At 61.9% G+C, this 13,672-nt stretch carries 12 protein-coding genes; 7 read left to right on the forward strand and 5 right to left on the reverse strand.

Features of this window, described 5'->3' with window-relative positions:
* Positions 1-1,353 precede the first annotated feature (1,353 nt).
* On the reverse strand, positions 1,354-2,058 hold the full coding sequence (locus tag G9E11_RS15130) for a hypothetical protein (RefSeq protein ID WP_190607174.1): 705 nt from the start codon (positions 2,056-2,058) through the stop codon (positions 1,354-1,356).
* 599 nt (positions 2,059-2,657) lie between these two features.
* On the opposite strand from G9E11_RS15130, the gene G9E11_RS15135 reads away from it, so the two are divergent.
* Positions 2,658-2,921 carry a cyclase gene (locus tag G9E11_RS15135; RefSeq protein WP_190607176.1) on the forward strand — a complete coding sequence of 88 codons (264 nt, stop codon included), beginning with the start codon at positions 2,658-2,660 and terminating at the stop codon, positions 2,919-2,921.
* A 206-nt stretch (positions 2,922-3,127) separates the two neighbouring features.
* On the opposite strand, the gene G9E11_RS15140 is transcribed toward G9E11_RS15135, so the two are convergent.
* Complete coding sequence (locus G9E11_RS15140; protein ID WP_190607178.1) at positions 3,128-4,411, reverse strand: multidrug effflux MFS transporter; 1,284 nt, start codon at positions 4,409-4,411, stop codon at positions 3,128-3,130.
* 797 nt (positions 4,412-5,208) lie between these two features.
* Between G9E11_RS15140 and G9E11_RS15145 the strand changes: the two genes are divergently transcribed.
* On the forward strand, positions 5,209-6,237 hold the full coding sequence (locus G9E11_RS15145; RefSeq protein ID WP_190607180.1) for an NADPH:quinone reductase: 1,029 nt from the start codon (positions 5,209-5,211) through the stop codon (positions 6,235-6,237).
* A 721-nt stretch (positions 6,238-6,958) separates the two neighbouring features.
* On the opposite strand, the gene G9E11_RS15150 is transcribed toward G9E11_RS15145, so the two are convergent.
* Positions 6,959-7,489, reverse strand: coding sequence for an AMIN-like domain-containing (lipo)protein (locus G9E11_RS15150; RefSeq protein WP_246469015.1), 531 nt, complete (start codon positions 7,487-7,489; stop codon positions 6,959-6,961).
* A gap of 362 nt (positions 7,490-7,851) precedes the next feature.
* A complete protein-coding gene (locus tag G9E11_RS15155; RefSeq protein ID WP_190607182.1) occupies positions 7,852-8,055 on the reverse strand; it encodes a hypothetical protein in 204 nt (67 codons plus the stop codon).
* Between the two features lie 583 nt (positions 8,056-8,638).
* Here G9E11_RS15155 and G9E11_RS15160 point away from each other — a divergent pair.
* The 5 genes from G9E11_RS15160 to G9E11_RS15180 all read left to right on the forward strand — a co-directional run bounded on the left by G9E11_RS15160 (position 8,639) and on the right by G9E11_RS15180 (position 12,764).
* Entirely contained in the window at positions 8,639-8,803 is a 165-nt protein-coding gene (locus G9E11_RS15160; RefSeq protein WP_190607184.1) for a hypothetical protein, read from the forward strand.
* Between the two features lie 147 nt (positions 8,804-8,950).
* Positions 8,951-9,538, forward strand: coding sequence for an RBBP9/YdeN family alpha/beta hydrolase (locus G9E11_RS15165; RefSeq protein WP_190607187.1), 588 nt, complete (start codon positions 8,951-8,953; stop codon positions 9,536-9,538).
* Between the two features lie 480 nt (positions 9,539-10,018).
* Positions 10,019-10,480, forward strand: a complete 462-nt coding sequence (locus G9E11_RS15170; RefSeq protein ID WP_190607190.1) for a DUF4383 domain-containing protein — start codon at positions 10,019-10,021, stop codon at positions 10,478-10,480.
* Positions 10,481-10,593: 113 nt separating this feature from the next.
* Positions 10,594-11,430 carry a formate/nitrite transporter family protein gene (locus G9E11_RS15175; protein ID WP_190607192.1) on the forward strand — a complete coding sequence of 279 codons (837 nt, stop codon included), beginning with the start codon at positions 10,594-10,596 and terminating at the stop codon, positions 11,428-11,430.
* 899 nt (positions 11,431-12,329) lie between these two features.
* Positions 12,330-12,764, forward strand: a complete 435-nt coding sequence (locus G9E11_RS15180) for a hypothetical protein (RefSeq protein ID WP_190607194.1) — start codon at positions 12,330-12,332, stop codon at positions 12,762-12,764.
* A gap of 722 nt (positions 12,765-13,486) precedes the next feature.
* Here G9E11_RS15180 and G9E11_RS15185 read toward each other — a convergent pair.
* The coding region (locus tag G9E11_RS15185; RefSeq protein ID WP_190608308.1) for an MFS transporter at positions 13,487-13,672 on the reverse strand (186 nt) is incomplete at its 5' end.

Consider the following 13,672-nt stretch of genomic DNA (forward strand, 5'->3'; position numbering starts at 1 on the left):
ACGACGGCGGGCGGCCGGCAGGCGATGCCGACCACCCGCCGTCGTGGTTCATTTTCCAGCTAAATCGAAGATTCCGCCCCGTCGTACCAGTGGCGGGCCCACTCTTATCAACGGCTCCCTGGGACGCGGAACACCTACTACTGGATCATGCTTTCCTCGGGCATTATGGTCCGGACTCCACCCCGTGACGCTGGCGAAACGGAACTCCCGCAGGTTAACCACAGCTATGAGGGTCTGGTGTCACCACGTATGGCTGTTACGCCATTTCGGCAATATCGGGGCCTGTGGTCAATGCAGGCCCTTTTACAGTGCCAGCACGGAAGCAGTCGCATGCTGATCGGATGCAACATGAAGCGGGTGGTTTCAAGAACTGGTAAGGAGCCTGGTGTTCTGTATTCTCCGCCCCGAAATACTCGCGAACGATATAGGCGTTCCCAGAGGAGCGCACTTCCGCTCCCGGAATCATAAAGTACGTCGTGTTTCCACGGAACTCATCAGCACTGGGACGCCTTAGACCCCGGCGAACCCGGTTTGCCCTAGTCAGAACTAGGAGAGGACAGACAATGACACGCGAAGAAGCCTTCGCGAGGTTGCACCCCAGACTTGTACGTCGAGTTCTACGGTGGCCGATGGCTCATCGTGCCGCTCGCACAAGTGGAGCAGCCGCAATTCTTCGTCTGTTCACCTAAGAGGCCCAACGGCCACTAAAGCTGGGGTGTGAAGTCCAGATTGGCGGCGCCCGGGGTGTGGCGTCGGGAGTGTCCAACCGGAAGCGTTGCTGGGTAACAGTTCCTGCAGAGGATGTTGGAAACTTTGGCTAGCCCCCGCGAAAGCTTCGACTATTAAACGATGCTGCCGACGATCCCTTCTATGGGTTCAACAAGGGCTCGACGCACGTGCGAACCGGTCTTGACGGGAAAGTCGCCTTCTACCAGTTCGAGGGACCACTGCTCGGGCTGCTAAGGGATCACGGCTACGAACTGAAAATAAGAGCCAGCCAGGAGGAGACGCTCCGTAATTCATCTGAATTTCCGCCCAACACGATTTGAATCTACCGGTTCTATGATCCGAGCGCCGACACCTTCGCTAACAGGACCATCCCGTACGACGTAAGGGATGCGGCACGTAAACTGGCAGATCTCATAAGGTGAAGCTCCAATTGGACCTAAGCGGACTGAATGCCGAGCAACTCAATGGCCGCGCTTGGCAGGCTGATGACGGGTACTCATCCGGGGCGAGTCGGTCGTGATTCACGAGCAGACCGCTGCGCACTTCTGCCCGGTTGATCTTAACGCAGAAGCTGAGAAAAGGGCTTCTCCTGATGCTCCCATACCTCTCGTCTCGGTGTTTCTGCTAACTGAGGGCCGCCGCCAGTGCAGGTTTGCCGTGGACGTGAGGACCACATCTTTGGATGAAGAGCAGGGCATATTCCGGTTCAACGATCATTACCCTCTTTGTTGCCACTTTGTGCGTGACCCATCGAAATGCTGCAGCCGCTCCGAGGGCGGAAATTCGCCCCTTGCCGCCTCCAAGAATCGAAGGGTGCATGACCAGAATCTGGCCACGAGCGGCCGAGGCCGAAGACCGAACGCGGCCCGCCACATAGACCCTCACTGGGGGCGTAGCCCCAGGACCCCGGTCTCTTCCAACGCCCAAGTCCTTTGGTTTGGGCACCGACAGAACCAGTGTGAGGATCAGTAAGGGAAGCACCGTCGCGTGATAGACGACGTCGACGGGTTGGCCGCCGATGATGGTGAAAGTCAGTCCGACTACGAAGCCGGCGATGGCGAACCCAATCGCAGCCTGGGCAGCAGTACGTCCGTACTTGCGGCTGCTCACGGCAGCGACGACGCCTGCGGTAAGAACGACGCCGATGACCGCTTCGGCGATTCCGGCAGCTTCAGGGTTGTAGGGTCGCGTGCCGCCGGGGATCACGCCGGAGAGGTGCAGCGCCGAGAATACCGCCAAGGAGAGCGCCTCGACGACCATCAGCGCCGCTATTGTGCGCCGCCTGCGGTTCGAGGCGAACCCGGGAGCAGAATTCGTGATGGTTGTCATGCCAGTCACGCTACGCGCCACGCGTGGTTACTGCGTCGCCCCAGAGAGGTATCTGGCGTGCTCCCAACGTAGTACTGCTCCGCGCCGGTGAGACCAGGGAGCCCTTCCGCACACATGCTCGGCCACGACTACAACGGCGCCGAGCAACTGGTCGGACTGGCAGGCCTGGAAACCGGGATGGATTCCGCCATCCTGGCCCACGCAGCGCCCAGCCCCGCACTAGCCTGCCGATGCGCTCCCGGATGCTTCCCCCGCGGCCGCTAAACCTGCCGGACCAAGCTTCACAATTTTCCGACTGATCTCTTTGCGAAGCGCCGGAACGTCAGGCCCGCGCCCCAATCCTCGCCCCCAGAAGGAAGCCGATGCCCGACCCCGCCGCCGACACATCGCACTCGGTCAGTCGGTCGGTCTGCATGATGGTGCCCGAAGCTTGGCAACGACCCTGCTCCTTTCTGCACCGACCCGGGCGTCCTGCTCTGCCGGCACCGCGCGACACTGGTCCCACTGACCAACCGCGCATACCTTGACCACTCTTCCTCCCGGGTCTAGCTTTACGTTGCTCACCAAGAAGATCTCGGAACGACTTGAAGGAGTTTCCCATGGCACTGGTCACCCTCCTCCACCGCTTCGCCGACTACGACACCTTCCGGAGGGTCTACGACTCGGCGGACGGGCTGCGACAGTCCGGCGGCGTCACTGATCATTCAGTGCACCGCATGGCCGACGCCCCCAACAACATAATGGTGCTCCACTACTTCGATTCACTCGAAACAGCCCGCGCCTACCTGAGCAATCCCGAACTGAAAGATGCCATGCAGCAAGCCGGCATGCAGGGCGAGCCGCGGATCGAGTTCTATGAATAAGGAACAGTCGTCCTGACCCGAGAGTCTCGAGGGTCGCCGAAGGAAACGCCAGCAATGCCCACTTTTGCACGCACGCCGCCCGCGGCTCAGTCGTCATCTATCAGACCCTCAATCCCGCCCTACCCGGAGTGGAGCACGCAGCGCCCATCAGGAAACGGGGGCTGCGGGCTACTTCAGCTCCTGCATAGCCGGGGTCACAAAGTCGCCTAATCGTCAGCACTGTCAGCACTGACCCGCTGGTCATCATCGCGTTCGGCGTGCTCCGGCCAGCCGCCCTTCCGGTAGGCAGGAGTTCCCGCGGCAAGCACGATCACTGCCAGGGCACAACTGCCGATCATGACGCTGACCATCGACAGCGCATTTCCGCCCAGGAACCCCACCAGGGGACTGACGAGCCCGGCGACGCCAGACTGAAGGGCTCCGATAACCGCTGCCGCCGTTCCCGCCATGTGGCCATAGTTGTGCAAAGCCAGTACCGACGCGTTTGCCGGAATCATGCCCTGGGCCGACAGGACCAGCCACAGGCCGGCCATCAGGCCAAACGGGCCGCCGGCACCAGTCGCTACCACCACGAGCAGCAGCAGGGCGAGGCCCAACTGCACCAGAAGGGCGGCGCGCAGGAGGCGGACCGGCCGGAATTTTCGAACAAGGGCGGCATTGAGCTGCGCCGATAGGACAAGCGCGGCGCCGTTGAGGGCGAAGACGAGGGCGAATTGCTGGGCGGTGAGGCCATATTCGTTCTGGAAGACGAAGGGGGAACCCACCACATAGCTCATGATCAGGGCCAGCCCAAGCCCCGGGATGACGGCCAGCGCCATGAAGTGCTTGTCCCACAGCAGGGACCAGTAGGCCCGGGCCACATGGCTGGGGTGGCCCGGGCTGCGCCGGTCCTCCGGTAGCGTCTCCGGCATGAACCTCCAGACGATTGCCACCAGGACCACGCCAATGACCGCCAGTGCATAAAAGACTGCACGCCAGTCCCAGAGTCCCGCGATGGCCTGGCCCACGGTGGGGGCCAGGAGCGGCGCGACACCGATCACCAGCATCAGCCGAGACAGCAGCTGGGCGGCAGCGGAGCCAACGAAGCGGTCACGGATGACAGCGAGGGCCACCACGGCAGCGGCTGCGTTGAAGAAACCTTGCACCACGCGCAGCCCTGTCAGCGTTTCGATGTTCGGCGTCAAGGAGCACAACAACGAAAAGACCACGTGCAGCGAAATGCCAATGACCAGCGGCAGCCGTCGTCCAAACCGGTCCGAAAACGGGCCGATCACCAACTGGCCGATGCCCGCACCGACGAGGGTCCCGGACAACGTCAGCTGGACGGCGGTCTGGGTGGTCTGGAGATCAGCCTCCACCGCGGGCAAGGAGGGCAGGTACATGTCCGTGGTGAGGGCCGGAAGCGCGGCCAGGGCGCCAAGCATGAGGATGTACTTGAAGCTGCGCGGTGCCTGCTTGCTGATGTTCTGGGGGTTGGACGGATCCGTCACGCGGAAAACCTAACTTGTGTGAAAGCACGCAGGGGCGGGTCCGCCGCGCGGCTTGAGCGGTTCAGCTGAGGTTATGGGAGTACCCACGGCAAAGTCTTCCTAAACAGGCGTCCGCAGTCTGGATGCCATGCCCGATCACCCCGCATCGCCTGTCATTCTCCCGGAAATCCAGCGCCCAGGGTGTGGGGGCGACTCCGAATAGTATGCAGGGGCGTTCGTTACTTCCTAGTCCCAAAGTTGCCTCGTCTCTTTTGTGAGCAGCCCAAACTCAGCAAGAGCCAGGAAGCCCTCGTTGTGGCCCTGTACAAGGGGGCAACACACGAACGTCGAGGTAGCCGACCTCTAAGGTCGCCCGGAGCACGAAGTACGCATCGATAAACGGACGGCGTGAATCATACCCGCGGCTGCACAACAGCGGCCACCGCGTCTACGCTCCCAGGGCTTTCGGCGGCGGGCTATGTCATTGCTGCGTCTCGGCCGCGCCAAGGGAACACTTTCGACGCCGAGGTGTTCAACCTCCGGCCCGGAACTCGCCGGGAAAGGCCCGTTGCAAGGCGGAATGTTGCCTAAGCCACCAAAACGGGCTTGGACACGCTTCGCAGACGCCGGTGAGCAGGCTTGTCGAGGGACACTTCGGTGCGGACGGCAGTCTCAACGAGCTCTTGGACTTGGCACCTGCTGTAGTACCTCGGTACGGCGCCATGAGCAGGTGACAAAAATGCAGGAACTGGCAGCAGTCCTTCGGTAGGTTGGTTCGGTAAGGCCGGCCACCAGCAAACCGACTTAATGGAGAAGACGTGAAAGCGATTGTGTACGAAGAGACAGGTTCGTCCTCAGTGCTGAAGCTTCAGGACAAGCCGCTGACTGATCCCGGCGCGGGTGAGGTCCGCGTCCGCGTCGTCGTCTCCGGGGTGAACCCAACTGACTGGAAGTCCCGGTCCGGCGGAGGCACAAGCACCAAGTTGGAAGCACCGAAGGTTCCTAACCAGGACGGCGCCGGCGTGATCGACGCGATCGGATCCGGAGTGACAGGACTCAGCATCGGTGACCGGGTCTGGCTCTGGGACGTTGCCTGGGGCGGCAATGAGGGCACCGCGCAGGAGTATGCGGTTGCGCCGGCGGCCAAAGCAGTCAGGCTTCCTGGTACTGAATCCTTCGACACGGGCGCATCCATCGGTATCCCCGCCCTGACAGCACACCGGGCGCTGACCTCGGCCGAGGACGGCCCCGCCAGGCTCTCCCCCGGAGCCCTGGCGGGACGAACCGTACTGGTCACCGGCGGCGCAGGCGCAGTGGGACATGCTGCCATTCAGCTCGCAGCATGGGCCGGAGCAACCGTCATCACCACCGTCAGCGGAGACCGGAAAGCTGAACTCGCGCGCCTCGCCGGAGCCCATACAGTCATCAACTACCGCACCGACGACGTCGTCACTGCCGTCCGCCACGCCGCCCCCGGCGGACTCGACACCATCGTCGACGTTAACGCCCCGGCGAACATCGACTCCGACGTGCAGGTGCTCAAGCCAAGCGGAACCATAGCCATCTACGCGGCGAATCCCGGGGAACCACTGACGGTTCCCATCCGTGAAAGCATGACGAAGAACATCCGGTACCAGTTCATCCTCACTTACACCGTCACGGACGAGCAGAAACAGCACGCCTTGGCCGCCGCCTCCGAGGCGCTAAAGGCCGGCGCGCTGCGCGTGGGTGAAGAACATGGCCTGCCGCTGACCCGCTTCCCACTCGAAGCGACCGCCGAAGCACATGACGCCGTGGAGCAGGGCACCATCGGCAAGGTGCTCATCGACGTCGCACCATCATCCTGAACGCCCGCCCCTAATCGACGAAACGTCGTGATCGCCGTTCAAACCACGGGAATGAAGTCTGGATTAAGACAGGGCCGCTCCTGCCGTTGCTACGGGAAGTGTGGCGCCCTGAGTTCTGCCCGAAAGTCCGTCGAAACCGCCCGGTGCCTGAGCTGTGCGCGAGGAGAACGTGGCGCCTTAATCGTGATGAGCCCAGTCCTGCCGGGAAGACGGGGCCCCACGGGTAGCGCGTCGATCTTCACCAGGGCCCGGTGAGCAGCTACGACAAGCAAGATGAACCCGATGAAGGAAACCAGTCCGCCGAGAGCTGCCAAACCGATGAACGCGCCACTCATATTGCCGTCCCTCAGCGAAGCAATAGACCACGTGCCGAAGGTTGTTCCGATCAGGCTCAAGAGCGGGCCTACCAACATCAACGTAACGCCGGCTACGAAGACCCCGGCTGAACGCTTGAACTGCATCTGGACATCCCCCTAGCTGCGCGAACAAACTTTGCACACAATATCCCGGCCTCGACTGTTAGGTCGGGACCGCGGGTGCCTTCGCGGCTGGAAAGGCCGTCGATGACCGCGGTCTCGGGGAGCAGCAGTTCGTCCATGGCCGGAGAATACCAGCGCCAGGTGACCGCGGGGGTGGGCACAGCGGTGCCCCGCCCCCCTGGGAGCGGGGTCTCACTGTACCTGGCTCTATTACCCGGTTCTGTCGGCCGTCACATCTGGTGTCACCAATGGTGGGCGACGTCGACCACGAGCGTGGATCCGGTGCCGGGACCAGCAAGGGTGGAGACCTTGAAGGGCAGCCGGGCGCGGACGCCGAGGCCCGAGGTTGTGCGGCCCTCGAAGCTGCCAGCCCACGCGACCTGCCGGAACGCCTGGTACTTCGAAACGTCGGTCACCTCGGAGCGGTTGGCCGGCACGAAGGTCACCTTGCCCGTGGCGCTGTCATAGCTGGGCGAGTGGGCGGTGACCTGCAGGAATGCACCGCCTCTGAGCTTGATCGGCTGTCCGGACCCGTCCTGTACAACCTTTGAGACGTAGCGGACGTTGTAGCCGGCTGCCTTTCCCTTGATGTTGATCACCAGGCGGTCGAAGCAGGTGTGCTGTCCCGTGCGTATGTTCGCAATGGAGGCGGCGCTCATGGTTTGGTTGGACTTGCCCAGCGAGCTCCAGACCAGCCCGCAGTAGGAAGTAGTTGCGGAGGCGGGCCCCGGAGCCAGTAGGCCCAGCCCGAGTGCAATGATGATGGCAGTCAGCTAGGCGCTTAGTTTTTTCATGTAGGTTCCCCTTTCGGATGTGGGTCATGGGATGACTCCAGCGTAGGAGCGCCAAAGCCCGAAACGAGGGATGTTTCCGGTTCTTCGTGCAACCGTTAATCGGCCGGGAATCCAATCACGGGACCGTGAGTCCGGGAGGCGTTTGTGGCCCTTTCGCCACACGGCTGTTACCGCCGGTAACGGCCGATACGCGCCGGTAACGGCCGATACGCGCCGGTAGGCAAGGGTAAGGGTACTCCGAGTCCATTTACCGCCCCCTCGGTGTTTATCCGGGGCTCAGAGTGACAGAAGATCAAGTATCGGCGTTATTAATGGCAGGGGAGAGGCCCGAAAGAAGGGTGCTATGGCAACTCAGTTGCAGGCGGGCGGGGCGTCGTGACGACCTCTTCGATCCATTCCTTGGCCTTGTCATCCAGCGGCGAGGCGACGTTGCCCGACACGGCGGCCCGACCTGTCTTGACCTTCTGGACCACCAGGCCGCCAAGGACTGCCAGCACGGCGAAAGCGAGCAAGGGTAGCAGCGCAGATTTCGATTTTTTAGCCATTTCCGAATCCTACTCGGGTCTCAGGCCAGCGGCTTCAAGCCGGCTCGCAATCCGGGACAAGTCTTTACGCAACGGCCCACGCCCGACGTCGGAGCCGACCGACCTCGCGCGTCCGCAGGACCCCCACAAGGGGCGACTTAAATTCCTGACGTATCCTCAATATCGGATCCTAAAGTCCGGGAGCACAAGTAGCCGCGAAGACTTCCGTTCCATGACTTGGGTCAGCAGACTCGGGGACGCAACCGGTCCAGTACTCCTGCCCCTTGCTATGTATTCGGAGCGGCCCCTCCCCCGCGTCAATCAGAATGGGTGATGCCGGCCGGAGCTCTCATTCGCGTCTCGGTAGCGTGGTTGACGATCGTCAGCTCAGGAAGGGAAACGAGGTACCGACCGGCACGGGCGGGGCCAAATCAACAGGGAAAGTAGGACCCGGAGGCTACCGTTCGGCTTGGAGCCGGACTAGGGTCACGGTCATGAAGCCGATTATCCTCCTGAGGACCAGCAGACGCCCAAGCTGGGATCGTAACCAGGTGGTTGAGCAAAATGGAGGCCGAGCGCAACGCGGACTGGGATGGACGCGATTGTGTGGATTGACGACGTATTAGAGACTGACGTGCACGACTGGGCCCAGCCGAACCACCAACCCGTCCTGCTGGAAAAGCCGGATCCTGACGATGGCCTGACGAAAGCGCATGTCGTGGCGGTGCAGGTTTTCATCAACAGCGACGACCGAGACTCTGCGCCCTGACGGTAGACCTGCCGCCTGTGACGGACGCCAAACACGCCCGTTCTCGTTGGTAGCCAACGGGCGCTGGCAGGTTCTGGCTGATGCATGATATGCCGCTGGTAGTCCGCCGGTCGCTGCCTGGGAGCTGACCATTTAGAGTCTTTGCCTATGACCGTAAAAGCCAGCAACGTCCCGGTTCCGCCCGTGCAGCGTGTCGTCATCGTCCACGGATACGAATCCTCACCGGATGCAAACTGGTTCCCTTGGCTTCAGAGCGCCCTCGAAGCTGAAGGCATAGCCGTCGCAGTCGTTCCCCTCCCCGCACCAGACTCTCCTGACGCGGCAGCGTGGGAGGCCGCTGTCAGCGCGGCACTGGGAGTGCCAGATGCGACAACGATAGTGGTGGCACATTCCCTCGGTGTGGTCACTGCCCTACGTGTACTCGCGGCGCTGCCTGAGCCGTGGGAGTTGGGCGGTCTCGTGTTGGTGGCCGGCTTCACTGAACCACTGGAAGCACTGCCGGAACTCGACGGCTATCTCGCAACTGACGTAGGGGTTGAACGGGTAGCAGCGAGCACTGGGGAACGTACAGTAATCCGCTCTGATACGGACCCTTTCGTGCCGCCAGCAGCATCCGATGACCTCGCCAGGCGCCTGGACGCACGGCTGCAGGTTCACCCGGGAGCGGGGCACTTCATGACAGAAGACGGCGTCACAAGGTTTCCCTCTCTGCTTAGCCTCATTCGGTCCAAGTAGGGGCTTTGGTGAATTAGTCCCGGGACTATTCCATGGCGGTGGTCTTAGGGGCGGTGAGGCGACGGATCTGCCCGGTTGGAAGCTGGATGTGGATCGCCAGTAGCAGCTCGACCCGTTCCGTGCCCGCCGCTTCATCGAGCACCGGTCTTGCGCGCAATGCCGTCCATTTGGCACGCCTGCTCCAGACCAGCCACTACCCGGCCGGGAAGTCGGCAGTGCGGGACTGAACGCTGGTCGCAGGCTTACCCGGTGGCGAAGGTTTCCGGTTGAGGATGTACAGGGGCGGATGGGGTCGCTAGGGTGGCACGGTAAGCCTACTTACTATTGTTTCAAGTATTGCCAACTCGAACACCACATCACCCGGCTCAGGAACACCGAGCACCCTTCCCTCCCCGGCGTGAAACCCGTGGGCGCCACCCGGCTCCCCGGAGTTCAGCGGCGCATCACAAGCACACACCCCACTGAACCAGGAGCACACCAATGGCTACAACAAACCGGACGACCAGGCGTAAAACAACACTTCAAAAAGCAGCACAGGCAGTAGGCGCAGTCTTCCTGCTCGTCGGAATCCTCGGCTTCATCCCCGGTATCACCAGCAACTACAGCACGCTCTCCTTTGCCGGACACGACTCCGAAGCGCTCCTCCTAGGCATCTTCCAGGTCTCGGTACTGCACAACATCGTCCACCTCCTCTTTGGCATCGCCGGGATCCTCCTCTCGCGCACCAATGATCAGGCGCGGAACTACCTGCTCTATGGTGGAGTCATCTACCTCGTCCTCTGGCTCTACGGACTCATCATCGGCCACGACACCGCCGCCAACTTTGTCCCCGTCAACACCGCCGACAACTGGCTCCATCTCATCCTCGGCATCGCCATGATCGCCCTGCCCATCCTGCTCTCCCGCGACCCCAACCGCGCCCACGGGACCACCACCCGCTAACCACAGTTGAGGTGAGCCACAGCCCCCGGGGAGGCCTACTGGCTCCCGGGGGCTATCACCCATAAACAGGCCAGCGGGGCAAGACCGTGTCGGCCAAGCAGGAGGAAGCGAATATGAGCGAAGAACGACGGCGGGAACTGGGCGAGTCTGACGCCCCAGTCGAGCACCAGCTCAAAGAGTCCTTCGACAAGACGATCGGCGAGGGCGCCGAACGACTCCACCGTACCGGGAGGAATATCCTGGTCACCGGCGTTTTCGGCGGCTTCGAAGTTGGCCTGGGAATCATGGCATACCTGGCCGTCATGCCAGAGACCGGCAATCATCTGCTGGCCGGGCTCGCGTTCAGCTTCGGGCTCATAGCCCTCCTCCTCGCGCACAGCGAACTGTTCACCGAGAACTTCCTCATGCCCGTGGCCGCTTTGGTAGCGAAGGAAGGCAGCGCCGCCCAGTTGGCGAAACTTTGGGGCGGCACCCTCGTGGCAAACCTCGCCGGCGGCTGGATCTTCGTCTGGATCATCATGCAGGCGTTCCCCCAATGGTCGACAGCTGCCAGCGAAAGCGCACACCACTACATCGGTGCCCCGTTCTCCGTCCAAACAATCGCCCTGGCGGTGCTCGGCGGCAGCACCATCACGCTCATGAGCCGGATGCAGCAAGGCACCGGCAACGACGTCGCCCGTATCGTTGCCACCATCATCGGCGGGTTCCTGCTGGCCGGGCTGCAACTTTTCCACTCAATCCTGGACTCATTGCTGATCTTCGCGGCAATCCACTCCGGCGCCGACATCACCTACGGCCAGTGGCTCGGCTGGTTCGGCTACACCCTGCTTTTCAACGTACTCGGCGGCTTATCCCTGGTAACCCTCCTCCGGCTCGTCCGCACAAAGGAACTAATTCAGAAACGCCGCAGGGAAGCACCCGAGGACCCGGACGCACCCCACAACGCATGATCGCTGAGAGGTGGAAGAGAACGTCACCTCGACGGGTCCCGGTCTATGTAAAGACCCCGGTGGAGCTGCCTTCTAACCCGACAACTCCAAGTCGACGGATCAATGCACCTCTGGCCGGACTCTCGCCCAATCGACATTTGCAGCTCAGGCTGCACGTGCACACCCTTCTCACCCCTAACCGCGCCCATCTCGACACGGAAAGCTGCTTGATCCGGGTGCGCGATGCCTAGAGCGCACCACCAGCCCACGTTGGTCCAACCGCACAGCCAAGGTCGACAGGCATGAATCCATGCGTGAAAACCGTCGGCACCAGATTGCGGGAACGCTCCGAAGCGGCAGATCGTCCTCGACTTCACCATCGCCATGGCCCGGAACCACACCGCAACCCGCACATTAGGCGGCTGGCGGCTCTTCTGGGCAGCGCGCGTTCAGCGAGACGAAAGTCTGCAGGCCATAACTACACCCCATCTGACATCAGCTACACCACTCGTAGAAGTCAGAATAGGGTCCCCTTCCTGGTTATCTGACGCACTCACGCTAAGGTCTGCGATTTCAACGTGCCACATTCAGTCGCGTAAGCCGGTCCTCGAAGACGACACCTCACAGCTACTCCCCTGCCGGAAGAAATCCACGCGGATACTGCCCTCTCGATTGTTGAGTTCAAACGGTCCCTCATCAAAGGTCGCCGGCAGGAACGCTGCGGCGCTATCCTTCCCGCCCACAGGGTCTGGGGGTCCTAAGCGACGAGAGGACCCTGATGAGAAAACAACCAGGAGCAAGGGTTCGCTGCGCTCACGGCCGTGGCGGCCGTCGTCTTGGGCTTGACAGCCTGCACCGGAGGAGAACGGCAAGCGGTTGTTCAGCTCGCGAAGAGTGCCACGTCGAAGGTATCCAGCGCAGTGGGCCGTGACACTGGAGAAATCAAAGTCGCGGCCTCCGATGCGTCCGACCTTGCCAGCCGGTTTCACACCTCTGCTGAGGAGGTCACCGCCGTGGCAGGTCAAGCCGACAACTACAGCGGTTGGCTGATCGCTCAAGCGAGTGCAGACCGGATGGCGGAAATAGCCAAGGCCGCAAAGAAGAACAAGGCCGTCTCGGCGGGGGTCGATATTGCCTGCGCCTGGGCAGCAGGAGAGATTAACAGCACAGAGCAGTTCCACAGCTTCGTGGTTGATGCCACGGTCGGGATGGCCTATAACGACGCATGTGCGTTCCGTGCGGCCACTGAACAGCTCGCGGATAGACTAACGAAAATGCAGACCGAGGGCACAAGCAAAGACAAAGCTGCCGCGGCTCTGTTCTGCTACGGCTACTCAGTTGTTCAAATGGAGTAACGCGGCGAGAGCCTCTCGACTATTTGGCCGCCTGATTCATCCGTCGCTTTCTCCAAGATCTGGATGAGCGGGTCGTCCCCGTCGTCCTGTGCGCTGGGGTTGGTGGCACTCGGAAAAATTGCATGAACGGGCGCGCCCTGTTGTCGGCAGAGTCTGCTTGGCCGACTGATCCGGCTAAACGAGCTGGCATCAGCTTTACGGAATCTTCATTATCGGCGTTTCGTGTGCGAGAAACGCACGTATCTTCGACACTGGCACAGCGTGATTGTGGCAGGGCATCTGGCGTGGCGGGGCCGTCCGCTCCCACTTGTCGGGCTTCTAGAAGCGGCAAATCGTCGTTGGGCCGCCGGGCGGCGCCGGGTGACCCGAGCGCCGCCGCGGCAGCATGCGGAAAGATGTACCCGACATGGGAACAAATCGTCCGCACAGCAGCGCTGACCAACATCACTCCACAAGAAATTCTCCACGCGCCAACACGATGGTTTCAACCCAGCTTCGCACGCTGCGCCAGCGCACTGTGGGCCGAACAACTCAGGAGAAACTACTCCCCAGCAATCGTCCGAGCCACAGTTTCCGCTCACCCGGCAAATCCGTCCCGGGAATTCACAGATCGACGGTTATCAGACAGCAATGCTTCAGCTGGCGGACCCATTCTTAGCCACATCAGGACAGGGGCGGTGGCCGGCATTTCCGCCCGATTTTTGCACCGTGCAGTCCCGGTGTCAGTGGGAGAAGTCTGCTGAGATCTCGGCGAGGGTGCGCCCCTTCGTCTCAGGCGCGAGCCATTGCGAGAGGACTGCGCCGAGTAATGCGACGGCGGCGGCTACGACCATGGTTGCGCCCATGCCGATGTTGCTGATCGCCCATGGCAGGGCGAAGGTGCCGAGTGCGGCTCCGATGCGGCTGAA

This window comes from Arthrobacter ipis, from assembly GCF_014694315.1.
Classification (GTDB): domain Bacteria; phylum Actinomycetota; class Actinomycetes; order Actinomycetales; family Micrococcaceae; genus Arthrobacter; species Arthrobacter ipis.

Bases quoted from the DNA above. Each gene is read 5' to 3' on its own strand.
- G9E11_RS15130 (WP_190607174.1), bottom strand. From the start codon at position 2,058: ATGACAACCATCACGAATTCTGCTCCCGGGTTCGCCTCGAACCGCAGG.
- G9E11_RS15135 (WP_190607176.1), top strand. From the start codon at position 2,658: ATGGCACTGGTCACCCTCCTCCACCGCTTCGCCGACTACGACACCTTC.
- G9E11_RS15155 (WP_190607182.1), bottom strand. From the start codon at position 8,055: ATGGCTAAAAAATCGAAATCTGCGCTGCTACCCTTGCTCGCTTTCGCC.
- G9E11_RS15165 (WP_190607187.1), top strand. From the start codon at position 8,951: ATGACCGTAAAAGCCAGCAACGTCCCGGTTCCGCCCGTGCAGCGTGTC.
- G9E11_RS15170 (WP_190607190.1), top strand. From the start codon at position 10,019: ATGGCTACAACAAACCGGACGACCAGGCGTAAAACAACACTTCAAAAA.
- G9E11_RS15175 (WP_190607192.1), top strand. From the start codon at position 10,594: ATGAGCGAAGAACGACGGCGGGAACTGGGCGAGTCTGACGCCCCAGTC.